General features: G+C 38.1%; 17 protein-coding genes. 11 read left to right on the top strand and 6 right to left on the bottom strand.

Annotation, left to right across the window (positions count from 1 at the left end; translation table 11 throughout):
- Positions 1-112: 112 nt before the first annotated feature.
- Positions 113-1,780: a methyl-accepting chemotaxis protein gene (locus tag I6E85_RS13770; RefSeq protein ID WP_024591499.1), complete on the bottom strand. Its 1,668-nt coding sequence runs from the start codon at positions 1,778-1,780 to the stop codon at positions 113-115.
- Positions 1,781-2,267: 487 nt separating this feature from the next.
- Here I6E85_RS13770 and I6E85_RS13765 point away from each other — a divergent pair, with 487 nt between their 5' ends.
- From I6E85_RS13765 to I6E85_RS13730, 8 genes are all read left to right on the top strand, one after another.
- The gene (locus I6E85_RS13765) at positions 2,268-4,976 is read left to right on the top strand and encodes an endo alpha-1,4 polygalactosaminidase (RefSeq protein ID WP_024591498.1); all 2,709 of its coding nucleotides are present in this window, start codon (positions 2,268-2,270) and stop codon (positions 4,974-4,976) included.
- Positions 4,976-8,257 carry a tetratricopeptide repeat protein gene (locus I6E85_RS13760; RefSeq protein WP_024591497.1) on the top strand — a complete coding sequence of 1,094 codons (3,282 nt, stop codon included), beginning with the start codon at positions 4,976-4,978 and terminating at the stop codon, positions 8,255-8,257. Before I6E85_RS13765 ends, I6E85_RS13760 begins: the two co-directional genes overlap by 1 nt.
- 14 nt (positions 8,258-8,271) lie before the next feature.
- Positions 8,272-8,787, top strand: coding sequence for a hypothetical protein (locus I6E85_RS13755; RefSeq protein WP_007584808.1), 516 nt, complete (start codon positions 8,272-8,274; stop codon positions 8,785-8,787).
- Positions 8,784-10,082, top strand: a complete 1,299-nt coding sequence (locus I6E85_RS21200) for a PelD GGDEF domain-containing protein (protein WP_007584806.1) — start codon at positions 8,784-8,786, stop codon at positions 10,080-10,082. The genes I6E85_RS13755 and I6E85_RS21200 overlap by 4 nt, the downstream gene beginning before the upstream one ends.
- Positions 10,079-11,062, top strand: coding sequence for a hypothetical protein (locus I6E85_RS13745; RefSeq protein WP_024591496.1), 984 nt, complete (start codon positions 10,079-10,081; stop codon positions 11,060-11,062). The genes I6E85_RS21200 and I6E85_RS13745 overlap by 4 nt, the downstream gene beginning before the upstream one ends.
- Complete coding sequence (gene pelF / locus I6E85_RS13740) at positions 11,055-12,572, top strand: GT4 family glycosyltransferase PelF (protein WP_024591495.1); 1,518 nt, start codon at positions 11,055-11,057, stop codon at positions 12,570-12,572. The genes I6E85_RS13745 and pelF overlap by 8 nt, the downstream gene beginning before the upstream one ends.
- Positions 12,560-13,924: an exopolysaccharide Pel transporter PelG gene (pelG, locus tag I6E85_RS13735; RefSeq protein ID WP_024591494.1), complete on the top strand. Its 1,365-nt coding sequence runs from the start codon at positions 12,560-12,562 to the stop codon at positions 13,922-13,924. The genes pelF and pelG overlap by 13 nt, the downstream gene beginning before the upstream one ends.
- Positions 13,925-14,010: 86 nt before the next feature.
- On the top strand, positions 14,011-14,328 hold the full coding sequence (locus I6E85_RS13730) for a hypothetical protein (protein WP_024591493.1): 318 nt from the start codon (positions 14,011-14,013) through the stop codon (positions 14,326-14,328).
- Positions 14,329-14,438: 110 nt separating this feature from the next.
- Here the strand turns inward: I6E85_RS13730 and I6E85_RS13725 are convergent, their stop codons facing one another.
- From I6E85_RS13725 to I6E85_RS13715, 3 genes are all read right to left on the bottom strand, one after another.
- Positions 14,439-15,440, bottom strand: coding sequence for a D-Ala-D-Ala carboxypeptidase family metallohydrolase (locus tag I6E85_RS13725; protein WP_024591492.1), 1,002 nt, complete (start codon positions 15,438-15,440; stop codon positions 14,439-14,441).
- Between the two features lie 11 nt (positions 15,441-15,451).
- Entirely contained in the window at positions 15,452-16,774 is a 1,323-nt protein-coding gene (locus I6E85_RS13720) for a murein L,D-transpeptidase (protein ID WP_024591491.1), read from the bottom strand.
- A 210-nt stretch (positions 16,775-16,984) separates the two neighbouring features.
- Complete coding sequence (locus tag I6E85_RS13715; RefSeq protein ID WP_024591490.1) at positions 16,985-17,962, bottom strand: DNA topoisomerase IB; 978 nt, start codon at positions 17,960-17,962, stop codon at positions 16,985-16,987.
- A gap of 311 nt (positions 17,963-18,273) precedes the next feature.
- Here I6E85_RS13715 and I6E85_RS13710 point away from each other — a divergent pair, with 311 nt between their 5' ends.
- Together I6E85_RS13710 and purU are read left to right on the top strand one after the other, a co-directional pair.
- Positions 18,274-20,160: a hypothetical protein gene (locus tag I6E85_RS13710; protein ID WP_024591489.1), complete on the top strand. Its 1,887-nt coding sequence runs from the start codon at positions 18,274-18,276 to the stop codon at positions 20,158-20,160.
- A gap of 205 nt (positions 20,161-20,365) precedes the next feature.
- Positions 20,366-21,196 carry a formyltetrahydrofolate deformylase gene (gene purU / locus I6E85_RS13705; RefSeq protein WP_197101406.1) on the top strand — a complete coding sequence of 277 codons (831 nt, stop codon included), beginning with the start codon at positions 20,366-20,368 and terminating at the stop codon, positions 21,194-21,196.
- 181 nt (positions 21,197-21,377) lie between these two features.
- Here purU and I6E85_RS13700 read toward each other — a convergent pair whose 3' ends face one another.
- Entirely contained in the window at positions 21,378-22,028 is a 651-nt protein-coding gene (locus tag I6E85_RS13700) for a response regulator transcription factor (RefSeq protein ID WP_007584799.1), read from the bottom strand.
- Between the two features lie 104 nt (positions 22,029-22,132).
- Positions 22,133-24,073, bottom strand: a complete 1,941-nt coding sequence (gene acs / locus I6E85_RS13695; RefSeq protein ID WP_197237025.1) for an acetate--CoA ligase — start codon at positions 24,071-24,073, stop codon at positions 22,133-22,135.
- 440 nt (positions 24,074-24,513) lie between these two features.
- Here acs and I6E85_RS13690 point away from each other — a divergent pair, with 440 nt between their 5' ends.
- Positions 24,514-25,680, top strand: coding sequence for a DcaP family trimeric outer membrane transporter (locus I6E85_RS13690; RefSeq protein ID WP_010554447.1), 1,167 nt, complete (start codon positions 24,514-24,516; stop codon positions 25,678-25,680).
- The last annotated feature ends 124 nt before the right edge of the window (positions 25,681-25,804 follow it).

The following is a 25,804-nucleotide window of genomic DNA, read 5'->3' as shown; positions in this document are numbered from 1 at the left end:
AAAGATGATAAGGGTATTGTGAAGCAACCAAAAGATCAGTCAACCGATCAAAAATACCTTAACTGATCGGTGTTAGCTATTAGCGGCTTTTACTGTAAAGCTTTAAACTTTGTTAAATTTTAAACTGGCCAACAAGCTGGCCTAAGTTTTCACCACGCGCAGCTAAATGCTGGCCTACCGAAGAGGTAGTTTTGCTTGAAATAGTTAGTTCATTAACGATTTCTTGAATGGCAAATACATTACGGTTTATTTCTTCTGTAACGCTACTTTGCTCCAGCGCCGCTGTCGCAATTTGCGTACTCATGTCGTTAATTGATCTAACTGAGGTTGTTACCGCACCTAAACTTTCTGAAATAGCACGAGACGATTCTACTGAGCGATTACAACTATTCTGACTCGCTTGCATTGCGGCTACAGCATCCGATACTAAATTATGTAACTCACTCAACATTTCACTAATCTCTAATGTGCTAACTTGAGTACGACTTGCTAAGCTTCTTACCTCATCAGCAACAACAGCAAACCCTCGCCCTTGCTCACCTGCTCGTGCAGCTTCTATTGCAGCATTAAGTGCAAGTAAATTTGTTTGCTCGGCAATTCCACCAATTACGCTTAGTACACTATTAATCTTTTTAGATTGATCACTGAGTGAATCAACTTGTTCTGCGGCTAAGTTTATCTCGCCCATTAGGTTAGACACCTCACTGAGTGAAATATCAACACACTCTTGAGCTTTAGCAACTTCTTGCGTTGCCGCTTGGGTTGACTCTGCCACTTGATTCGTATTTTGAGCCACCTCATGAGAAGTAGCCGACATTTCGGTAATAGCCGTCGCAACAAGGTCTGTTTCATGATTGTGATTAAGTAGCTTGTCTTCAATTAACCGTGTTTGTGTATTTATATCACTAGAGGCTGTTTTTACATCGTGTGTTACATCAACCACATTGGCAATAATGCCATGTAGCTTACTTACAAACATATTAAATGCTTCGCCAAGTTGGCCTATTTCATCGTTAGTATCAATATCTAAACGTTTGGTTAAATCGCCCTCACCTTTTGCAATATCGTCAAGGCTTTGCGCCATGCGCTGTATTGGTTTTACCATTGTATTTGCGGCAACTAACGCACATACAATAGTTAACACAACCCAAAATAAAGCAATTAGCAATAAGGTCACTACCTTATCATTCATGTGCTCTTGCATTGCTGTTTGATATTTAAGTAGTTCTGCGCCTATATCATCCATATATGCGCCAGTACCAATCATCCAGTTTGTACCTGGGATCATTGCTGCATAGCCCATTTTTTCAACTAAGCCTGTGGTATTTGGTTTTTGAAAATGATAGTTAAAAGCGCCACCGCCTTTTCTAGCTTGATCTAATAAGCCCACTATTATTTTTTTACCGTTAGGGTCAGTCATCCCTATTTTGTTTTGCCCTTCAATAGCATCACCTAATAATGCATGAAAAACACTAACGCCATTTGTGTCGTATATAAAAAAGTAACCACCTTGACCAAATGTTAAATCTCTTAAAGCGTTTTTAGCATCTTGCTCAGAGCCATTTGCTATTTGATAGCGCACAATTTTACTGGCAATTTCCACCTCGGTGCTTAGCAACGTTTGTTTGTCACTTATTAGTTTAGTTTGAAATGCTTCAAAATTTTGTTGCTGATTTTTATTCTCTAAATAATAAGAACTCAGCATCAAGCTAATCAAAAGTAGCATTAAGGGCAATATAGCTAATAACAACAGTTTGTTTTTCAAGCTTAAATTACTCATTATTTCTCCGGGGTATATAAATGCATATATAGCGACAATAGCCAAAAATTAAATTACGGCTGTTTACATTGTTTTATTGGGTTTAAAAGCATAGTAAATAAAAACAAATTGGTGGGAGTAAACTCATACTATGCTCAATTAGCAGATATTATAGTCACAAGGAAGGTATTTGGACACTAAAAACACTGAGACCTTCGTATTAATTAATATATAATTTGCCACTCTTTCATTAGAGATTTAAAGTTCTAGCAGCTGCATTGATCTAAACTTAATTTTATAGCGTACTGAGACGGCTAATCACCAGCTATGTAATGAGTTAACGCACGACTCATGTTAGTATTGATTTTAGGTTCATATAAATAATGAACATATAGATATTAAACTTCCATTAACATATAATAACCCTATATTACTAATACCAAACAACTAGAAAATCGGAACGCATCACTTTGAGTCACAGTTATAATCTAATAAAAATGAATTATTAATGAAATATATTTTATACCTTGCACTTTTAGTGTCTGCTCATGCATTCTCAGCACCTGTAAATAATAGTATCGCTTTTTACTACTCAGCGCCGATGCCATTAGCCGAAATGACCTTTTATTCTCGCGTTGTAGTCCAGCCTGATCTTGTGACTGAGCACGAACTTAATTGGTTTAAACAGCGTAATATTGCTGTTTATGCTTATTTAAGTGTTGGTGAGTCGTTTAATCAAAGTGAGTCATCACTTAGCATAAACCCCAACTGGAATAGCCACATTGCGGATTTAACATCAGCACATTGGCAACAATATATTGCAAATAGCGCTGCGGCATTAAAAGCACGTGGCTTTAGCGGCTTATTTTTAGATACCCTTGATAGCTATCAGCTATTAGATGCTACACACAGTAAACCCGATCAACAAGCTGGGTTAGTCACCATAATAAGCTCACTATCTGAGACTTTTGATAAGCACCTTATTCTTAACCGGGGCTTTGAGTTATTGCCTAAACTCGCTAATTTAGCTAAAGACTTAGTTGCTGAGGGTTTGTATAGCCACTTTAATCCAACCGACAATAGCTATAAGCTGACCAACAAAAACGACCAAGATTGGCTAAGCGCACAATTAAAAACAGCACAAGACTTAGGCCTTAACGTCCAAGTTATTGATTATGCAAAACCCGATAATCGCCTCGCTATGGCACAAAATATTATAGACGCCGGTTTTAATCCATGGGTAACCGATGGTCACCTGCAAACATGGGGAACATCATCAATTACACCGGTGCCTAGGCGCATTTTGATCCCTTATAACAGTAACGTAAAGCCACTCATTTACACTACCGTACATTTAAAGCTTGCGACCATGATTGAGTATTTGGGGTATATACCTGATTACATAGATATGGCAAAGCGCGATTTACCTTTGGTTGACCCTAGCTTACATGCCGGTATTATTTCGTGGACCTCAAGCGACGCATTTTACACACCAACACTTACCAATTGGCTTGAAGCTAATTTAGGTGTGGTGCCAGAGCTTATTTTAGGCGAGTTACCACAATCAACTAAATTATTATTAAGCTTGGGTATTGAGTCGTTAAACACACTGCCTGAAGGTCCATATAAACAAGATAGCTTTGCACCTTGGCTCAAAGGAGAATCCACAACACCTCCCCCTATTGTTAAACCATACTTACTCAAATTAGCAACTGATGCGACTCCTTTAATTACAATAAAATCATCAGATGACACAATAGTTGTACAAGCTGCTAAAACTAAATATGGTGCAGTCGTCGTTGCTCCTTGGCTAATTGATACATTTCCGATGGAAGGCAGCAAATGGGTTATTGATCCGCGTACACTACTAACTCAAGCTATGGGACTACCACCTATATTAGTGCCAGATACAACCACCGAAAGTGGCAGGCGAATGCTTACGCTGCATATAGATGGAGATGGATTTACAAGTGTTGCCCATTACGAAGGTAAGCCTTATTCAGCAGAAGTGATTCGAGATGAAATAATTAAACGCTATAAACTGCCTTTGACGTCATCTGTGATCCAAGCTGACATTGAAGAAGGCGGTATTCACTCTAAACAAAGTGCCAAACTTGAAGGCATTGCACGTAGTATTTTTAACCTACCTTACGTAGAAGTTGCTTCGCATACTTATAGTCACCCCTATTTTTGGACAGCACTGTCTGGGCGAAAAAAAATAGATGAAGACGACACCGATTACGGTTTTCATCTAGATGTACCTGGCTACAACACTATCAGCCTTAAAAAAGAAATTACAGATTCAATAAAGTACATTGATGAAAAGCTCACACCTAAAAATAAAAAAACAGTGATGATACTTTGGTCTGGTGATGCAACTCCTGGTCCTAAAGCACTTGAACTTGCTCGTGATGCAGGTGTGTTAAATGTCAACGGTGGTAACACTGATGTAAATGCCGATAATCCTAGTCTTACACATATATCACCTATTGGCCGACCTGAGCGTGATTTGCTGTATCAAATTTATGCCCCCATATTAAATGAAAATGTTTACACAAACCTATGGCATGGCCCTTATTACGGCTTTAGACGCTTAACCGAAACATTCGAAATAACAGAAAAGCCATATAGGTTAAAACCTTACACTATTTATTATCACTTTTATTCAGGTGAAGTTCTTGCGGGCTTAGACGCTCTTAAACACAACATTGATTATGTTTTAGCAAGGCCAAATACACCGGTGCATTTAAGCCATTATGCAAAAGTAGCAAAAGATTTTTACTTTTCTGCACTTGCAAAAAACAATAATAATGAATGGTTATTTAGCTCAAAGTACATTCGTACTCTACGGATACCTACCGATTTTGATGTGCCAAACATAGCTCAAAGTGAAGGTGTATCGGGTGTAACTGAAAAAGGTGACTACATACATATTATAAATAACATAGCTCGCCTTAGCTTTGATCACAGCCAAAATAGTAAAAAACCTTATTTAGCGTCTGCAAATGTTGTTATTAATAACTGGCAAGTTAACGGGCCTGTTAGTTTTAAAGCGTGGGTACCCGCTTCACTTGATTTAATGAATGCACGCTCTTGCGAATTTGTATCTAATTTGGGTGAGCACTTTAAAGGTGTAACACGCGCTAATGTGACACACTTTAATCTACCAAAGGGTCAATTTTATGGTTATCTTAACTGCAATGGAGTCGCTCGATAATGAATGCTAAAAAGCGCCCTCAGTTAATTTCTGTAAAAACAATATTAGCAATATTAGCTGTAAGTTGTTTTGCACTTTATGCATTATTTCCTCACACCTTATTTTTTGAAGATGATGAACTTTCACAAGATTATACCTTTGAAAAATCGTACCTTAATGCAGCGCTCAACACAGAGCCCGACAATGAAAAGCTTCGCGCAAAATTAGTTGAGCTGCATATAGGGCTTAGTGAGTATTCACAAGCCACTAACGAGCTTGAAAAACTACCTAGAGGTGAGCGCAAAGCGACGCTTGAAATAAAGCTGCTTTACTCATTATGGCTAGCAAGCGGGGCTAATATTGACGACCGTTTTGAAGAACTATCTTTAAAAATTGGTGCTCATAAAAATTGGAACGAACAAATACTAACTATTGCAAAAGCAGTTGGGTTAAACGCAAAAGTTGCTCAGTACTATCAAAAAAATAAACAGCCACTCCTTGCAGCCGATTACTGGTTAAGCGCAGGGGAACCTGACAAAGCACTCGCAATTTATAAAACAAATATAAATGCTGACATTGCAGTTAAAGCGATTGAAACTGCACTGGGCGCAAATAACCCGATTCAAGCTTATGCATGGTGGAAAACCTATGGTGACAAAGCCGATGTTAAACGCACCCTTTATTTAGCTAACCTAGCTGGCAATACAGAAGATGCAGCTCAAGCCATTGAAAGCTTATTAAAAGCTGAGCCAAATAACACCGACTACTTAACAAAAGCAATGCACCTGCGTTTAGCAAATGGAAATGCAAAAGAGGCTGAACAATTACTCGCAAAATTATTACTACAGAGCCCAGATGACAAAGAGCTACACTTACTAAATTGGAAGATAAAACGCTGGCAAAACAAGCCTAAAGAAGCGCTTCGAGAATTTAAATGGCTAATGTCTAACAAAGCCGTAACCCCTGCGATGCTTACCGACAGTATTAACGATGCCACCGCTTTATATTTATACCAAGATGCTAATGATATATACGAATACAAGGCGCAAAACAGAAGTCTGAAAGGCAATGGTTTTGCTAATTGGATGCAAGCTAACGAATTTATTGGTAACACAAAGCAAGAGTTAAACAATATTGAACGCTTTGAGCAAATAAATGGTAAAAGTGCATTATCACAATATTGGAAAGCAAAAGTACTTCACGATACTGGTAATTTAGAAGCGCTAAGAGCCCTGTGGCCTATATATAAAGGGCCTAAAAATGAAGAAGATTTACTTTGGATTGCCCGCGCATTTTGGCTAAACGATGACTTTGCTACAGCTCTGCAAGTACTAAAAAGTAAGCAACAAAGTTCTGATGATGAGTTTTGGAGCGCCAATGTAGATATGGCTACGCGAGTCAAAGACAAAGCTCATGAGCTATATGCATTAGAGCAGTTACAAAAAATAAGCCCTTTAAGCGTAGGCGACATGCTGCACTACCAACAACTGCGCTTTGAAGGTCGGCCTCAGGAGCTTCTTGATTATTTATGGAAAAGCGAGTCGCAAACTGACCGTCAATTGATTCAAATTGCATTATTAAGCACACAAGTAAATGATGCTAAATCAGTTGCACGTATTCATGCTGAACTTGATAAACAACGATATAATAAAGCTCTCTATCCTGCTTGGTTAATTCTTTCAAATTGGTATCAAAACCAAAGTGATTTAAATTCAGCTTATACAACTTTAAACCGCGCTGCTAAATTAAGCGAATATGACTCTGATGTTGTGCTTGCACAAGGTTGGTTAGCGCTGCAAATGCATGACACTGTAATGATTGGCCGCATTTTAACGCGCTATTCTCAAGGCGACACTTCCTATGCGTGGACGCAGCTCTTAGCTAGCTTATCTATTTATGATAAATCATATAACAGTGCCTACTTTTATTTGCGTAAATTGGTCATTGCAGAGCCAAGTGACTTAACAACACTGGTTAACTTAGCCGATGTAATGAAACAACTTGGCTACTATGCAAATGCTGCTGAACTTAATCACTATTTACTGCAACACTTACCTAAAGATAAATATGCATACAGAGGCCTAATGTTCCGCTGGGCGGGCGCGATGGCTGTTCCTCATTTAATGCAATTAAATACAATGGAAGAACTTGCTCCCTACACTATTGGTGAGCCCCAAACAAACTGGTGGTTAGCGCGCAGGGCTGCACAAAAATTAGAGCCATGGCAAAAACTACAACTTTATATGACCAACGGCGAATTTAATAAAGCGAAACAGCTTATAGCTGAAGGTTCACTAAGCAAATTAGATGAGCTAAACGCCCTACTCTATTTAAAACAACCCTATGCCACCATGCAACGTTGGTACGAAGAACTTGCTGGCGAGGCAAATGAATCGCAATTGAGTTTACTCAGAAATGCACGCGCATCCTATTTTAGAGCGCTTGAAATAAACCTATCGCCAGAGGCTGGTTTAAACAGTAGCCAGTACGATGTAAACGTTTATTTTCCTTATGCTAATGGGCAATGGAAATTAAGTTTAAGTAATCAGCAAAATCTTGATAACAACGGATTACTGTTTGCGATAGAAGATAAGATGACATTTGGTCGTTGGTATTTTGATGCAAAAATAGATTCTCACCAAGGCAGCTTAGTTAGCCGTCAAGGTTTTAGCTTAGACTCTCGTTATCAATGGGATTCGCGTACACAGGTAGGTTTAAAGCTTGAATATAATGTTGAAAACCGCCAATCAGAAGCGCTACTTAGCTATGCTCAGCTAGATAAAGCCACGGCCTATGTTAACTACAATATTGATGGTAGACAAAACGTACAGCTATCAGCAGCAGCGGTGTCTTTTTCTCGAAGAAGCGATGGAAGCTCACTAATAAATGGCCAAGAATATAATGCACGTTACCAATACAGCATTTTAAAAGACCGCCCAATTTGGAACGCTTATTTTAGTGCGCAATGGCAAGACTTTGAACGTGTAAATGCATTAATAAATACAGAATCAAGACCTCTAAGAGTTGACCTTCAACCATTTAGACGTTTTGCACTAGGGACCTCATTTGCTTCAACTGGTTCTTTAGAACCTCCTTATTTAGGCGCAAGCCCTTCATGGTTATTTGATATAAGTACTGGCTATCAAACACTTAACGATACAGTAGATGTATCAGTTTCAAGTGGCGCTGGTTGGTCTGTACTGGGCGATGATTTATTTAAATTACAGCTGGGTTACCAAAGTAGTAATAAAGTGGGTAACTCAGATACACAATTACAATTAGGTTATTACGTACATTTTTAATGTTAGGAGAGAGTATGTTTCGTTTAATTATACCGTGTTTGGTATTACTATTATCAGCATGTACCACCAGCAGAGTTGCTGATGATGTAGAGCTTAGCCCTTCAAAAATTGTGGCATTAATGCCACTTGTTAATCATGCTCAAACACCGCTTGCAGGTGAGCGTGCTGAAGATATTTTAGCCAGTATTTGGCAACAAAATAAATTACCAACTCTTATACGCGCACCTCGCGTAAACACCAAAGAGCTTCCACCACTGGACGATCAATACCGTTTAGACAATGCTATGCAGTGGTTAAGCACTCAACAAGCTGACTATGTACTAACAGGCAGCATTGAAGAGTGGCGCTACAAAGCTGGGCTTGACGGCGAACCCGTTGTTGCACTTACATTATCACTCACTGAAAATGGACAAACAACGCCGATTTGGACGGGTACTATTGCTAAAAGTGGTTGGGGCCGCGATAGCATTGCAGCAACAGCACAAGATGTGATTGCCGATTTAATTTCTTATATAGAGGTTAGTGAGTGAAAACACATTTCCTTAGACCAAGAGACGTTCCTGAGCTACAAATATGGGCTGAGGTATTTATATTTACCGCGCTTGCTTTAGGGCTGCCTGTATTATTTAACGCAGAGGACCCATTTTGGACTGAGGGAGGGTTTTCGTGGCCTGTACTTGGCCCACTTTTAGTTTCTCTACGCTATGGCTTTTCAAAAGGCTTTATTAGTATTTTATGTTTGCTTGTTGGTCAACTTTTTTTACTTCAAGCAAATATTTTATCACCACAAAGCGACTTCAATATTAACGCCATGATTGGCTACATTATTGTAATTATGATCACTGGCGAATTTAGAGATGTATGGGAGCGTACTAATCAGCAGCAAAGTATTCAGCTTGAGTACGTAACCGATCGCCTTGAAACATTTACTCGTCAGTATCACTTAATTAATTCATCTCACGATAGAATAGAGCAAATGCTTGCTGGCCATACGTTAAGTTTGCGTGAATCGCTACAAGCAGTAAGAACCTCTATCGGGCTATTAAAAGAAAGAAGGCTTGATAGCGCAGCGCAAAAAATAATCGACCTATTCGTTGAATATGGTTTATTAGAAAGAGCGGGTTTATATAAAGTTGAAAACGACACTGTTTTAGAGCCTCCACTTGCCTCTATTGGCCAAATGGGTCAAATAGCTGAAAATGATCCTCTTATATTAGCGATGATTGAAGAAAAAGAATTAGTATCAGTAAAAGACGCAAAAACTGCGTTAGGTATAAGTAAATACCATATGGCAATCCCACTTATCGACGTAAATAATACAATTTATGGCGCTATTTTAGTTGAAAGAGTACAATTTTTTGCGCTTAAAAATACCACTCTTACACTACTTGCTGTTATGGCTGGGCATATTGGCGACCTACTGCGCCATGAAATAACAAACCCAGTAATGACGTATGAAGAGTCTCCGTACTTTATTCGCCAAGTTAAACGCGCGAATAAAGAAGCAAAACGATACAACATTCCATCGCAGCTGCTAAAAATAAAAGCCAATAATATTACTGATAAATCGACTCAACTTATGAGTTATTTAAGTGAAGCACGCCGTGGTTTAGACATTTATTTGTATGATAATCAAAATCAGGTATTACTGCTATTAATGCCATTAGCTGATGAACTTGAAAAAGCAGGCTTTATTGCCCGAATGAACACCTGGTGTAAAGAGCGTACGGGTAACACTTTAGCTGAGCTTGATATTGTTATTGAGCAACAACTTGCACTACCAATAAGCTCAGATGATATAAAGAGATTGGTTTCACTTTCATGATTATAATTATTGTAGCGGCTATTTTAGGGTGTATTTGCCAGTACTTTGCACTAATAGAAGTACTGGAAACACCTAATTGGTTTTTAGCTATATTATTGCATGCTATTGCTAGCATCCTTTTTGCTATTGTTAGTTATGTTTTTATACCTAAAAAATACAAAACGACTCCTTATAGCTCTTTGCTACTCATGTTTTTATTATTGTTTACATTACCAGTACTTGGAATTATAGGTGTTGTAGTAGCGCTTACGTTTGCTCTTTGTAAACCTCTCAAAAACGACGAGATAGAAATAGAAGAGCATAAAATACCTGAGCTTCCTTTTGAAGCCAGAGCAATATCAGCAAACCCGACCTATTCTATTGGCGGACTTAAAGCAATTTTGAAGCACGCGAATGAACCAAATAAACGTTTAAGTGCTGTAATGGCAGCTCGTCACATGAGTGACTCACAAGCTATTCCTATTTTAAAGCTAGCACTTAAAGATTTAGAAGATGATATTCGACTACTCGCCTACTCAACCCTTGATGGTAAAGAAACCAAACTCAACGAAAAAATCAGTTTGTATCAGCAAGAAATAGCCGTTACGACTAAGCAGCCTAAATTGAGCCATTTACAAAAACAGCTAGCCGAACTGTATTGGGAACTAAGCTATTTAGGTTTAGCCCAAGGTGCACTGCGTAAATACGTTTTAGAAAAAGCAGAAGCACTTGCAGAGCAAAGTATTGAGCACGTAAAAACACCTGCAACCTTTATATTTTTAGGCCGTATATCTTTAGCCTTAGACAAATACGAAATAGCCCATGAGTACTTACTTAAAGCAACTGAGTTTGGTATGGCAAGGCGTCATGTTCTCCCTTATAAAGCCGAAGTTGCCTTTTGTATGAACAAGTTTGACGACTGTAAACGCTATTTAAAAGAACTCCCAGAACAACCTAAAGGCAGTGAATTACGTCATTTGCAGGAGTATTGGAATGAGTAATAAAAATGCAGACATTTTACTGCTTTTGGAAGGTACCTACCCTTACGTACGTGGTGGTGTATCTAGTTGGGTTCATCAAATAATTGAAGGGTTACCTCATTATAACTTTGAGCTTGTTTTTATAGGTGGAGCACCAGAGCATTATGGCGAGATTCAATATACTTTACCTGAAAACGTTACCAAGCTGCATGTTCATTATTTAGTGGAAAATGATACTTCTGAAATAAAAGCCAAGCATGGGGTTAAATATAAAAAAGAGCTCTTTGATTTCTGGCAACAACTACAAAATTATTTTAGAGATTGTAACGAGCCTATCCCGACTGAATTGTTAAAATTTGCATTTGAAACTTTGGCTAAAAAAGACGGTATTAACGAAGCCGACTTTTTATATAGTGAATCATCATGGCAAGTGCTCACTAATTACTATTCAACTTTTTGTGATGAATCCTCTTTTATTGACTTTTTTTGGTCATACCGCAATTTATATAAACCGCTATTTAAAATAGCCGAAATTGCACGTGGACTTCCAAAAGTTAAACTTATTCACTCAATATCTACCGGGTATGCTGGTATTTTAGGATCTGGTGCCAGTGTAATAAGCGATACTCCCTTTTTGTTGACCGAGCATGGTATTTACACCAAAGAGAGAAAAATAGATCTTATTCAAGCCAGTTGGATCAAAGAGTCTGAACAAAGCCTAGGTAAAAACTTAAATACCGAGATGGGCTTTATTCGCCGAATGTGGATCAGCTTTTTTGAGCAAATAGGCCGAACAACATACCAAGAAGCAGATAAGATCATTTCGCTATACGACGGTAACAGACAGCGCCAAATAAAAGATGGTGCAGCGCCTGAAAAAGCATTTGTTGTACCTAATGGCATTAAAACAGTGCGCCTTATTGAAGCGCTTGATCAGCGTCCAAAACAGATACCACCGGTTGTTGGGTTAATTGGACGTGTAGTGCCTATAAAAGATATTAAAACCTTTATACGTGCGATTAAAGAAGCGCAATCGATATTACCAGAGGTCGAAGGCTGGATCATCGGCCCTTATGAAGAAGATCCGCAATATTACAAAGAATGTGAACTACTTGTAGGCAGCCTTGATTTACAAAACAGTGTTAAGTTTTTAGGTATGCAAGATATTACTAAAATTTTGCCTAAGCTCGGAATTGTTGCTTTAACCTCGATTTCCGAAGCGCAGCCTTTAGTACTTTTAGAAGCAATGGCGGCCGGTGTGCCTGTACTTGCTAGTGATGTTGGCTCGTGCCGCGAAATAATCGAAGGCGGAACCGATGAAGATAAAGCATTAGGTAAAGCCGGTGAAGTTGTCTCAATTGCTTCTCCGAGCGAAACAGCAAAGCAAATATCAAACATGCTAACAAATGAACAAACTTGGCTTGAGTATCAACAAAGCGGCCTAGACCGCGTACAAAAATTTTATGACGAGAGCCACATGTTTGCCCGTTACGATAAACTTTATAAGGATACAATGGCATGGCCGGAATAGGTTTTGAGATACGAAAAATTCTCAAAAAAAATACCCTGCTCTCAGTTTTTGAAGCATACGGCTACGCAGGTTTAATAGGCTCAGGCCCCTGGCTGCTCTCTATTGTAGCGTTAATGCTAATTGGTATTTTAAGTTTAGGAATTGTATTACCTAAAGTACTTATTATTCAATTTTTAACGCTTGTTACCTACATGATGGCCGCCTCACTTATTTTAACGGGTGGCTTGCAGTTATTACTAACTCGGTTTATTGCCGATTTGTTTTTTCAAAAAGAAGAGGCAAAAGTACTCCCTAATTTACTTGGTGCACAACTTGTAACAACAATAGCTGCGTTATTGGTGGGCTTAGCTGTATGGCCTATGCTCCCTATACCCGTTGTTACTAAGATTATAATTTTAGGTGCCTTTGTAAGCTTATGTAATCAGTGGCTTGGCGCTATTTTTCTATCGGGTATGAAAGAATACCGGTTAATTTTAATAACCATGCTAAGTGGTTACGCCTTTATGGTATTGCTTGCATATTTATTAAGAGACTGGCAGTTAGACGGCTTATTTTTTGCATTTTTTGCTGGCGAAGCACTGCTCTTTTTTAGCTTTTTATTTATGATTATTCGCCGCTACCCAGGTGAAAAACTTATAAGCTTTGACTTTTTAAGCAATAAAAAAGTGTATTACAGCCTATTCTTTTGTGGTCTGTTTTATAACATTGGTGTATGGGCTGATAAAATCATTTTTTGGTATTCTCCAAGCACATCAATTCAAATTATTGGCACATTAAGAGCCAGCCCAATTTATGACTTACCTATATTTTTGGCTTATTTGTCTATTATTCCCGGTATGGCAGTATTTTTAGTAAAAATGGAAACCGACTTTGTAGAAGAGTACGACCGTTTTTACACCGCTATTCGTGGTGGCTCATCTCTTGAAGAGATCTACATATTAAAAGACAGTATGATCCAAACTGCGCGTGCCGGTTTATACGATATATTTAAAATTCAGGGTATTACCGTTGCCTGCTTATTATTATGGGGTGAGCAAATACTTACCTTTATTGGCATTGATCCAAACTATAAAACGCTTTTATTTATTGATGTAGTCGGTGTAGGGGTACAGGTTATATTTTTATCTATTTTAAATATTTTGTTTTATTTAGATAAACGCTCAACCGTCCTATTTTTAGCTGGGCTATTTCTGGTAATAAACGTTGTTTTAACTTTGCTATCAATCGCTTTTGGGCCGCAGTTTTATGGTTACGGCTTTGCACTCTCAACTATTATTACCTCTGTTGTTGGGTTATTTTGGCTTTCTAAACAATTTGAAGATTTAGAATACGAAACGTTTATGCTGCAATAATATATTATACTTAATAAGAGCGAGGATAGACTAAATCAGTACAAGCACTTACAGCTTAAACATAATATTGAAAAGGAAGTATTTAAATGGAAAAAGGAATTACAACACGTTTTAATATCTTAGCCACAATAGCCTTATGGGCTATAAGCTTTGTCTTTGCATTAACTAATTATGAAGTAGGAAGTACACACGAATCAAATGCCCTTATAGATATGTATATTGACTCTTTGATTGTAAAAACGACGTTACTTTTAGCGACATGGATCGCTAGTGCGTTAGTTTTATCAAAGTTATTTAACGAAATTTGGAATCGTTTATTTTCAGATATTTTTAATGTCCGCCAAATTAACTTTAGCGAATCGTACACATTTAGCATCTTAATGACATGGGCGTTGTTATCTTAATGCTATTAGCTTTTGATAAGCTTGTCTCAAAAAGTGTTGGTAATATGAGTTTTACCAGCACTTTTTAAATATGCTAGGTGATAATTGCGCTAATATATTTATTAATATAACTATTTACTCACCCAACGCGCTTTAAAACCACGCGTATCAACATGTATAAATGCGCCTCGGTGCGACTTAGGTCCATAAATACCTAAACCACCTAGTAAACCTTTAAATGATTCACGTCTAGCTAACGACTCCACTATATCGGCCATAGCTTTAGCGTCACCAATTGAATGCTTACCGTCATTATTTAAATCATCCATACGGTAGTTGCCATCGTTATCTATAAAAATATCGGCAGCATCACCAAATACATGTCGGCTAAGTTTTACATTACCAATTGATTTGTTGTAGTACGGAGTTCTATAACCGCTCATAACCACCATATTACTAACCGGTATACCTTCTAAAATCAGTTCTTTTCGTATTTTCTCTAGTTTAAGTAGCAACTTATTTTGTAAAAATAAATACTTTGGGTGCTTACTTCGCTGCTTACTAACAAATTCCTTTAGTGAAAAGTGAGGTGATATTTTTACGTTTTCATTTTCAGGCGTCACCTTAACAAAGCCATCGGGCACTATGTAGTGTAAAGTGTCTTTAATCTGTGAAGGTTTAGGATAGTGCCCAATGTGGTAATACTTGAGCTTTCCTCCTTCGACATTGTCTGCCGGTACTTTTACAAATACGTTGATTTTCATACGCTGTTTTTTATCGGGCGACTCAATAATTACCGTTGTTAAACCAGGCTCTTTGGGTGCTTGCCATTGCCAGCGGTTGGTGTCTGTAAGCTTAGATTTTCCTTGAGTGTTAATTAGCGTGTAAGCATTTTTTGATTGCGCAAAAAGCACTTCAAACTCAACTTGCTCTTTGGGCATTACAAATACTGAAAACACCGAATATGGCATAACTATATCGTTAATTTTTAGGCTAAATTCTGCATCTTCAAAGTTGGCTTTGTTTTTTATATCAACTACCTGATGTGCAGGCTTTGTAAGCGCTGCAGCAAATACACTATTGCCAAATATAATTGTGAATATGGCGATAGAAATGTAATGAATAAATTGCATAAACCCTCTCATTATTTATTTTTTAACAAAGCGGCAATCACCGACTGTTCATCATTTTTTAATAGTGCTTTTTTATCGCGTTGATATATGTCATCTCTAAAGTTAACCAGCTTATTTTCGTCAACCCATGCAGTCCAATAAACTAAATGAATAGGAAGAGGCTCATCTAAATAAAACGTCTGAGTACTGTTTTGAACAAGTGCGCTGTCCATATTATTGAGTGTCTGTGCTTCTCCTTCGTGCTTAATAATTTCACGCGCTAACGAAAAAGGCTTTTCTATTCTTATACAGCCATGCGATAAGGCTCGGTTTGCTTGGCTAAAACGGTGCTTTGCTGGTGTATCGTGAACATAAATTGCTTCGGCATTGGGAAATAAATACTTAACTTCCCCTAGAGGGTTTTCTTCACCAGCACGTTTTACTAAAAAGTGATCAAATTGGTACGGCTTAATAGAATCCCAATCAATATTGCTTGGATTAACAGTTTGTGAGTCTAGGTAGCTGTTTTTTCTAATTTCAATGTTATTTTTTACAAGGTAGTCAGGATCCTCGGCTACCTTTGGAGCAATTTCTTTGGTGGCAATTGATGTGGGTATACGCCATTCAGGATTAACTACAAACTTTTCTATTTCGTCGCTAAATGCAGGTGTTTCCCAACTTGGTTTACCTACAATTACGTTATTTTTTAATTTTACATCGCCAGCTTTTACAAATCGTAAGCTGTATTCTGGAATATTTACATACACATATTGCTCATCACTTGCGCCTGCAAAGTTAGTTATTCTATAAAAGTTAAGTTTTAATTTATCGAGTTTTTGCTGTGCGGGCACATTAAGCGATGCAAAAGTACGCTTACCCACTCGGCCATCAACTTTTAAACCATGGCGGCTTTGAAATTGCTTAACAGCTTGCTCTAAATCTTTATCAAACGTGCATATAGCTTCGTCGCACACATTAGTTTTTAAGTCACGCTCTTGATATAAGCGCTGTGCAAGTAAGCTCACCTCTTTATTACTGCCCAGTTCAAGCAATTCGTCGTGATATAAGTGTGTAAAACCACCTTTGTTAACTATTTCTTGATACCAATTAATAGCTTTTTCTGTACGTTCAATTAACTGCGCTGAATATTGGTCAAAGTAGTAGGTGTCATCAGCTTGCATGTACTTTTGTGAGTTGTAAGTAGTTAGTGAAGAGTTAGCGAGTACCACACTTTCAAGCTCATCGGCAGCGAGTGTTGGTGCTGAGCATAAGCCGCTCATGCCAATAAATAATGCAGTTTTTAAAGTAAAGCCCTTTGCTTTAGTAAGCGCTTGATTTGAAAATGACTCCTTCACTATGTACCTCCTCGCTAAATATCGTTGATAAATGCTTTTGTACTTACCACTAAGTAGTACACTGGAGGTGCAACGGTAATGCCAAATTAAAGTTTCAAAATAAACAATTGAAATTTAATGACTTTTTAAAAACCCTTATTCTAAACGTTAATAAATTAAATTAAAGAATATGTAATTAATATGCTCAAGTGTGTAAAGTTGCTATGGCAATTAATCTTTTAAAAAAGCTAAAAAACCACGTTCATAACGACTCAAGTACTTTGTTTTTCGTGGTAATGAAAGGGACTCTCTCCACGCAGTTTGAGTATCTTCATCTTCTTTACACAGCGTAATTAAATCGGGATGCACATAAGATTTGCGTGCTATAGCTGGAGTATTACCAAGTTGCTCAGATACGCTATCAAGCATGCTTTTTAAAGTAAGCGCCCCTTTAGCTTTAGCTAATTGTTTGAATGCAATAACGCTTGCTCGCCAAGTTCTAAAGTGTTTTGCACTAAACTCCTCGCCCATTATTTGCTGAATGTATTGGTTTATTTCGCTTGATGTAACATTTGTGCGCTCACCTTCATTTATATACTGAAATAAATGCTGCCCGGGTAAATCTTGTAAGTCTTTTATAACATGGCTAAGCACCCTGTCGGTTATATTTACTTCACGTTCTTTACCTGATTTGGCACGATATTTTAGCTGAATATTTTTGCCCGTGAGTTTTGCATGGCGTGTTCGTAATGTTGTCGCACCAAAACTTTTATTTTGCTTTACGTTACGCTCGTTACCTACCCTCAACGCACCTAAATCCATAAGTCTTACAACTGCAGCTAAAGTGCGTTCAATATTAAGCTCATCGCCTTGTAAGTCTGTTTCTAAACGCGCTCTTAACAAAGGGAGTTTATTACCAAATACTCCACATGCTTGATATTTTTTTGCTTCTTGTTGCGCCCTAAATTCAGGATGGTAGCGGTATTGCTTTCGCCCCTTACTATCAAATCCTGTCGCTAAAATATGTCCGTTTTCTTCTGGGCAAAACCAGGCGTTTTTATAGGCAGGCGGAAATGCCAATCCATTCAAACGATCAATCACATTTTGCTCTTTTATTTGCTTACCGATTGGATCAAAGTAAAGCCAACTTTTATGTTTAAGTTTACGAGTGATCCCTGGTAAATTATCGTCTACATAAATTAGCTTCATTAACCCTCCAGTTATATTTAAGCATGCGTCGGAATATAAAATGTATCACTTTAAAATAACCTTAAACTGAACAAGATTATTGATATATAATAAAAAACCAACAACAATTATAAATACTTAATATATATTAATAATTCTATTTAGGTTTTCGTAAAAGCAGGTCGAACTTACGCGCCAGCAACAAGTCTATTACGATTAAACTCAATGCACTTAGCGCTAAAAAAAGCTACTTGAGATAGATTTATTATCCTAAGTTCAGATTAATTACACTTTGTCCCCGCAATTGGGGTGCTGTTTAAATGGAGAATTCAATGGCTTTTGATTATGGATCGATTGATCTTGGACTAAAAAACCCCTTCAAACTGGAAGGTAAAGTAACAGCATTAAGAGGACTCATTGAGTCTATAGCAGGTATTAGTTTACTTGTTATTGCTGCGGGCTCTGTGAAAGAAGATACAACCGCGGGTTGGATTTTAATGGTGTTTGGCATGCTTATTTTAGCATTCGGCATTCGCTCACTATCGGCAGGTATTTACGCAACACTTAAATACTTTGTAGGTAGAAACCACCCAACTTCACTTGCTTATAACTACAGTAAATCGCAAGCATCAACCGCTCAAGAAGAACAAAAAGAAGTAGCCTACACAGCGCAATCACTTGAAGAAATGCTGGTTGGTCGTAAAAACAGTACATTTAAAGAGCCTAATGGTTTTTTATCACGCTTACTTCACAGCTTAATCCCTAAGTTATTGTTTCTACCATATCCTATTCGAAATGTTGCCCAGCGATTATTTGGCTCATGGGTAAGCACCTTTGTCGCCCTTATTGCTTATGGCCTTGTTGCATTCGTATCTTTGTCGGGCTTTACCGGTGAAGCTGGGGAATTAGCATTTCCGGTCTATAGTGCAATATTAATGTTTTACGTGCTTTTTTCTTGGCGCTCTACAGGTAAACCTATCTCTCGAAATGCAGAAAAGAATATTGAAGCACTTGGTACTGGTGCACTTGCTAAAATTATTTCGTTATCTTTTATTTTACCCATCGCTATTGGTCTTTCTATGTCATGGTTGATGAAAGAACAACACATTAGCAAACAAGAAATAGATGGCTGGATTGAGCAACTACCTAGTCTTCATGCTGGCATGTACTTAATTGCGATTATTGTATTAGCCACTCTGAGCTGCGCAATTGCTTTTATTATGATTAAAGCGCGTTTAAATGCAGTTACACCTTCGGCTGAAGTATCAGAACTACGTGAAAACTGGCAAGAGTCTGTTCATCCAGACGAAATTTTTATAAACCTAGACAACCTAGTAATGGCTAACCGTCGTTATAAAGAAGTACCTAACAGAGTTTATCGCGAATTAGATCCTAAGCTTCAAGAACAAATTGAAGGTAAAGGCGGTTTTAAAGGTGAAATGATCCAAGAGATTCAACCTAAACTGCACTCAATAGACTTAGGTAAAAACTTTACGCTAGCAAGGTTACTTGCTTTAGTAAGTGGTAACTTGCTTTATATTATAGCCTTAGCGTTTACTGTGTTTTTAGCGTATTCGTTTATTAATATTTATCATTACGTTGACGCTGCAAATATTAGTAGCTTTAAACAAGTATTTAATAACCAACATGTTATTCAATTTAGTGAGCTATTAATGACAAGCTTTCACTTATTGCTAATAGGTATACTTATTAAAGCATTTGCGCAATTGCTTACAAATACAGCTCATCTATTTTTTGCTGAAATGCAGTTTGAATCACTACTAGTGTACTTTAAATGCGAAGGCACATTTACTGAGTCTAAAATATCAACAGGTACTGGTATTCACGATAGTACTCGCTCAGAAAATACTTTAGTACGCAGTAGCATAACGCCTTGGATTATTGTTTCTCGTGTTATTTCTACTACGTTTGCAGCAACAGGTATGAAAAATCTTGAACATCCTCGCCATATTATGGAAATGCATAAAGACGAAGGACAATTGCAAGCAATCAAAAAAGACGTTATCGCGTTCTTGAAAGACCGTGAATCTATCGCCTCAATCACCAGTGAGCGTGATTTAGGTAATGCGTCACAAATACATCAATTAAATCAGCAAACGCGTGCTATACCTACTCAGCAAGCGATAGCTAAAGATGACGAAGAAGCTGCAGGGTATTTAAGACAAGAAGAAAACTTATCTCCCGAGCCAAAGGGTTAATTAACTTAAACTCTGGGTTATTAGTATTAATGCCACCTTGTAAATTAGGTGGCATTTTTTTTAACCTCTATTCAATACTTTTTAACTTTATTACCTCTTTTGCACTCAACAACATGATTAATATTGGATTAGTTCACAAAGCCCTTGCTTTATGTGCCAAAACACAAATAATGAAAGGATTAATTACAGGGTAAGAATGAGGACAATGAGCTATATACTAACCACCCAATGTGCTGATGACGTAGGCTTAATAGCTAAAATTACAGGGCTTTGCCATAAAAATAATTTAAACATTACGCGTAACAACGAATTTGTAGATAAAGACGCGCAGCGATTTTTTATGCGTACAGAGCTTACAGGCGAGCCACAAAGCGACTTTTTAGATCAACTACGCGCACTGTTGCCACAAGGCGCTAAACTTGCCCTACATTGCGGTGCAAAAACTAAAGTAGTTTTACTTGCAACTAAAGAAGCCCATTGTTTAGGTGGTATGTTGCTAAAGCAATTTGAACAAACTCTTAATATTGAAGTATTAGCCGTTATTGCTAACTACGCTGATTTAGAGCCTTTAGCAAAAGGGTTTGATGTGCCCTTTCATGTTGTATCGCACGAAGGACTAACTCGTAGCGAGCACGATCAAAAAGTAGGTGATTTAATTGCCAGCTACAACCCTAATATTATTGGTCTTGCCAAATACATGCGTATTTTAAGCCCTGAATTTGTGGGTCGCTTTGAAGGCAAAATAATTAATATTCATCATTCATTTTTACCCGCATTTATAGGTGCTAAACCTTATCATCAAGCATTTGAGCGCGGCGTAAAAATCATTGGTGCTACCGCTCACTTTGTGAATAATGAGCTTGATGAAGGCCCTATTATTTTGCAGGATGTAACAAGCGTTACACATGCTAATACCGCCGAAATGATGGCTAAAATGGGTAAAGATGTAGAGAAAACAGTGTTTTGTAAAGCACTCCAACTTGCATCAGAGCATAAGCTATTTATTAATGGTAATAAAACTGTAGTGTTTTCTTAGCATTGTACCAATTCGCTTAATTAAGTAGTTTATTTTGAGGTAATAAAACAGTGTTGATAACAAGGTATGCATTTTGTTATTAACCTGAATTCTGATTAACTATTCTACACATAAAAATATGCCAGCATTGTTGCTGGCATTTTTTTGCTCATAAATAAGCAAGTGACTTTTTAAATGTAAATTATGCCTGCTCTATTGGCTCGAGTTTTAATTTCGCGGCAATTAAAACTGCTTGGGTACGATTGTACACGCCGAGTTTTCTAAATATGGCTGTAATGTGTGCTTTTACTGTTGCTTCTGATATGTGCAGTTCATAAGCAATTTGCTTATTAAGTAAACCTTCGTGCAGATATTGCAGCACTCGGTATTGTTGAGGTGTTAATGAGGCAACTTGCGCTGCTATTTCTCGGTCTTCACCTTCAATTTCAGCTACTTTGTTTTTTAGCTCTTTTGGTAGCCATGTATCGCCTTCAAGTATTTGGTTAATTGCACTGGCAATATCATCAGACGATGACGATTTAGGAATAAAACCCATAGCGCCGTAACCCATTACTTTAGAAACTATATTAGCGTCTTCACTACCCGAAACAACGGCAATAGGTAAGCTTGGGTATTCTTCTCTAATACGAATAAGACCATATAAATCACCATTACCTGGCATGTGAAGGTCTAGCAGTAATATATCAAGATCCTCTTGCTCGCTTAACACTTGCAGTGTGCTGTCAAAATCGGATGATTCAAAAACCTCTAAACCTTCAAATTTTGCGCTCAATGCGCCCTTTAGTGCTTCACGAAATAACGGATGGTCGTCCGCTATTAAAAACTGACTCATGGTTCACTCCTAATAAATTCGGCTGCCAGTTAGGTATAAAACCATTACTGACAGCCGATATACTACGTTTAGAATCAACTTGTAATCAAGTTTTTAACGCACATTTAACGATTTAATCTGTTCTCGATTAGTTCATCGACTACAGATGGATCTGCAAGCGTTGACGTATCACCGAGTTGTTGGTGCTCATTTGCAGCGATTTTACGTAAAATACGACGCATAATCTTGCCTGAGCGCGTTTTAGGTAAACCTGGAGACCATTGAATCATATCTGGTGATGCTATTGGGCTAAGCTCTTTACGAACCCAGTTACGTACCTCTTTAGTTAATTCATCGCTTACTGTTACACCTTCGTTTGGCGTAATATAAACATAAATACCTTGGCCTTTAATGTCATGCGGGTAACCTACAACAGCGGCTTCTGCTACTGCTGGATGTGATACAAGAGCACTTTCAATCTCCGCAGTACCTAAGCGATGGCCTGATACGTTAAGTACATCGTCCACACGTCCTGTGATCCAGTAATAACCGTCTTCATCACGACGACACCCATCACCAGTAAAGTAAACACCTGGGTAGGCGCTAAAATAAGTTTGTTCAAAACGTTCATGGTCGTTGTAAACAGTTCGCGCTTGCGATGGCCAACTATCTAAAATAACTAAATTACCATCTACGGCACCTTCGAGTGTATTACCTTCAGCATCAAATAATGCTGGCGCAATACCAAAAAATGGATGGGTTGCAGAGCCAGGCTTTGTATCAGTTGCACCCGGTAAAGGCGTAATCATTATGCCACCGGTTTCTGTTTGCCACCACGTATCAACAATCGGACAATTAGATTTACCAATACTCTCGTAATACCACGTCCATGCTTCTGGATTAATTGGCTCACCCACCGAGCCTAAAATACGTAAACTATCGCGATTTGACGAAGCAGTTGGCTCATCACCTTTCGCCATTAGCGCACGAATTGCTGTAGGCGCAGTATATAAAATAGTTACACCGTGTTTATCAACAATTTCGCCCATACGTCCTGCAGTTGGATAAGTTGGTACACCTTCAAATAATACTTGTGTACAACCGTTTACTAATGGCCCGTATGCAATGTAACTGTGGCCTGTGATCCAACCTACATCGGCACTACACCAATACACATCGTCTTCTTTTAAATCAAATACGTATTCATGTGTCATTGATGAGTAAACTAAGTAGCCGCCAGTCGTATGCACAACCCCCTTCGGCTGACCTGTTGAACCTGACGTATATAGAATAAACAATGGATCTTCAGCGTTCATTGGCTCTGGTTCACACTTTGCTGGTAAATCAGCAACTAGGTCATGCCACCATATATCGTGCTCATTCCAATCAACTTCACCGCCGGTTAATTGGTGCACAATAACATGCTCAATTGAGGTTACAGTTTCTTGCGCTACCGCTTCATCTACATTTGCTTTTAATGGAACACAATTACCTGCTCTGCGCCCTTCATCCGAAGTAATAACTATTTTGGCACCCGAATCTCGAATACGATCTGCAATCGCAGAAGGTGAAAAGCCACCAAATACAACCGAATGAATAGCACCAATACGTGCACAAGCTTGCATTGCATAAACCGCTTGTGGGGTCATAGGCATATAAATCGCTACACGATCACCTTTTTGAACACCTAGCTTTTTTAAACCATTGGCAAACTTGGCTACTTCATCATGCAATTGTTGATAAGTAATATTCTCACTTTGAGATGGGCTGTCACCTTCCCAAATAAGCGCAGTTTTGTCTGCTTTGGTTTTTAAGTGACGATCGATACAATTGTACGAAGCATTAAGGTAGCCATCCTCATACCATTTAATATTTATATGGCCTTTGTCGAATGATGTGTTTTTAACTTTTGTATAAGGGGTAGACCAATCAAGACGTTTGCCATGCTCACGCCAAAAACTTTCTGGGTCATCAATAGATTGCTTGTAAAGCGTATTATATTTATTTTTATCTACAAGAGTCGCATCTTTAATATGCGCAGGAACTGGATAGATACTTTGTGACATCTTAGTCTCCATTTAAATTACTTGCCTTAAGCTTTTATCAAGGATTACTCAGCAGTGCTACATTAAGTATTAGACCTTAGTTGTACACCCCTTCAATTTCCTCATTTGTAGTTTATAATCCTTCTGCTTTCAATTTTTTTACATAAATAATACAACGCGTTAAATGTAAGTAAATACAAACTAATCTGTTCTCAAACCTTAGTCTTATAGACCAATAGGTAATTGAGTAAATATTGCACATATTCAACAGTGTTCTCGTACTCTAAATAAAGATATTTTGTTGTACTTACTAAAATGCTTTATTTAACGAATGAAAATAGAAAGTGAATGAAAGCCAAATTAACAACCCTTTTTATTCGTAAGTAATACTCGTAGCAAGTAATACAAATATCTATGAAAAAAAAGTAATAAATAACAAGTAGCCTATAAAGGACACCACAATGAAATTTACCCCATTAAAAACATTGGCAGCAAGCGCTGTACTATGTGCACTATCAAGTACTGCATACGCGGCAACTGCTGCAAAAATTGGTGATACCGAATTTACTTACGGTGGATACATTAAACTCGACTCTATGTGGAGTGATTATTCAGCGGGTGCGCCTGCAGGTTCAAACGTAGGTCGTGACTTTTACGTACCAAGTACGCTAACAGTTGGCGACGATAACAGCTCAGATGCTGTGTTTGATATGCATGCTCGCGAGTCACGCTTTAACTTTGGCACAGCCACTGTTATGGATAACGGTAAGACCGTTAACACTAAAATTGAGATTGATTTTTTAGCCTCAGCTGCTGGCGGCAATGAACGTGTATCAAACTCTTATGCTCCACGTATTCGCCATGCGTTTGTGACATACGACGGTTGGTTATTTGGTCAAACATGGTCTAACTTTCAAAACGTGGGTGCCCTTGCTGAAACGCTTGATTTTGTAGGCCCAGCTGAAGGCACTATATTTGTTCGACAATCGCAAATTAAATATACCACTGGCGCATGGTCTTTCTCATTAGAGAACCCAGAAAGTACAATTTCTACTACTAGCGGTATGGTAGTGACTGATGATGCATCATTGCCTGACTTTACAGCTCGTTACACACACAAAGCTGATTGGGGTAACATTGTTGTTGCAGCACTTGCTCGCCAACTTACCTATAAGGTAGGCAGTGTTGATGCAGATGAAACATCTTTTGGTATTAGTGCGTCGGGTAAAATAAACCTTGGTGAAGACAACCTTAAATTTATGCTTACTCAAGGTAAAGGCTTAGGCCGTTACGTAGGCTTAAACGTTGCTCACGGCGCAGTACTTAATGGCGATGAACTAGATGCCATTGATTCGACTTCTGGTTTTGTTGCTTACCAGCACAAGTGGACAAGCCAATGGCGTTCAACATTCTTATACTCTTTCTTCTCTGCTGATAACAACACTGATTTATTAGCTATTTCTGGTGATCCGACTGAATCAAGCCAAAGCTATAGCGCTAACATTTTATATTCCCCTGTTAAACGCCTAACATTTGGAGCTGAGCTAAAACATGCTGAGCGTGAAACTGAAAGTGGCGTAGATGGCGATTTAGATCGTTTACAATTCTCTGTTAAATACTCTTTTTAATAACTAAAAAGCTAACTACTTTAAATAAGCGGCCTAGGCCGCTTTTTTTATAATTCAATTTAAGTTAAAAAAAACAACCATATTTTTATAAGTCATATCGCTTATCCTAATCATAATATTATTT

The organism is Pseudoalteromonas sp. NZS71, from assembly GCF_015864715.1.
Lineage (GTDB): Bacteria > Pseudomonadota > Gammaproteobacteria > Enterobacterales > Alteromonadaceae > Pseudoalteromonas > Pseudoalteromonas arctica.
This window is presented reverse-complemented; position numbering and strand designations above follow the sequence as displayed.

What these genes read in the sequence shown, in the direction of transcription:
- I6E85_RS13770 (WP_024591499.1), bottom strand. Translation starts at nt 1,780, where the DNA reads ATGAGTAATTTAAGCTTGAAAAACAAACTGTTGTTATTAGCTATATTG.
- I6E85_RS13765 (WP_024591498.1), top strand. Translation starts at nt 2,268, where the DNA reads ATGAAATATATTTTATACCTTGCACTTTTAGTGTCTGCTCATGCATTC.
- I6E85_RS13760 (WP_024591497.1), top strand. Translation starts at nt 4,976, where the DNA reads ATGAATGCTAAAAAGCGCCCTCAGTTAATTTCTGTAAAAACAATATTA.
- I6E85_RS13755 (WP_007584808.1), top strand. Translation starts at nt 8,272, where the DNA reads ATGTTTCGTTTAATTATACCGTGTTTGGTATTACTATTATCAGCATGT.
- I6E85_RS13745 (WP_024591496.1), top strand. Translation starts at nt 10,079, where the DNA reads ATGATTATAATTATTGTAGCGGCTATTTTAGGGTGTATTTGCCAGTAC.
- pelF (WP_024591495.1), top strand. Translation starts at nt 11,055, where the DNA reads ATGAGTAATAAAAATGCAGACATTTTACTGCTTTTGGAAGGTACCTAC.
- pelG (WP_024591494.1), top strand. Translation starts at nt 12,560, where the DNA reads ATGGCCGGAATAGGTTTTGAGATACGAAAAATTCTCAAAAAAAATACC.
- I6E85_RS13730 (WP_024591493.1), top strand. Translation starts at nt 14,011, where the DNA reads ATGGAAAAAGGAATTACAACACGTTTTAATATCTTAGCCACAATAGCC.
- I6E85_RS13725 (WP_024591492.1), bottom strand. Translation starts at nt 15,440, where the DNA reads ATGCAATTTATTCATTACATTTCTATCGCCATATTCACAATTATATTT.
- I6E85_RS13715 (WP_024591490.1), bottom strand. Translation starts at nt 17,962, where the DNA reads ATGAAGCTAATTTATGTAGACGATAATTTACCAGGGATCACTCGTAAA.
- I6E85_RS13710 (WP_024591489.1), top strand. Translation starts at nt 18,274, where the DNA reads ATGGCTTTTGATTATGGATCGATTGATCTTGGACTAAAAAACCCCTTC.
- purU (WP_197101406.1), top strand. Translation starts at nt 20,366, where the DNA reads ATGAGCTATATACTAACCACCCAATGTGCTGATGACGTAGGCTTAATA.
- I6E85_RS13700 (WP_007584799.1), bottom strand. Translation starts at nt 22,028, where the DNA reads ATGAGTCAGTTTTTAATAGCGGACGACCATCCGTTATTTCGTGAAGCA.
- acs (WP_197237025.1), bottom strand. Translation starts at nt 24,073, where the DNA reads ATGTCACAAAGTATCTATCCAGTTCCTGCGCATATTAAAGATGCGACT.
- I6E85_RS13690 (WP_010554447.1), top strand. Translation starts at nt 24,514, where the DNA reads ATGAAATTTACCCCATTAAAAACATTGGCAGCAAGCGCTGTACTATGT.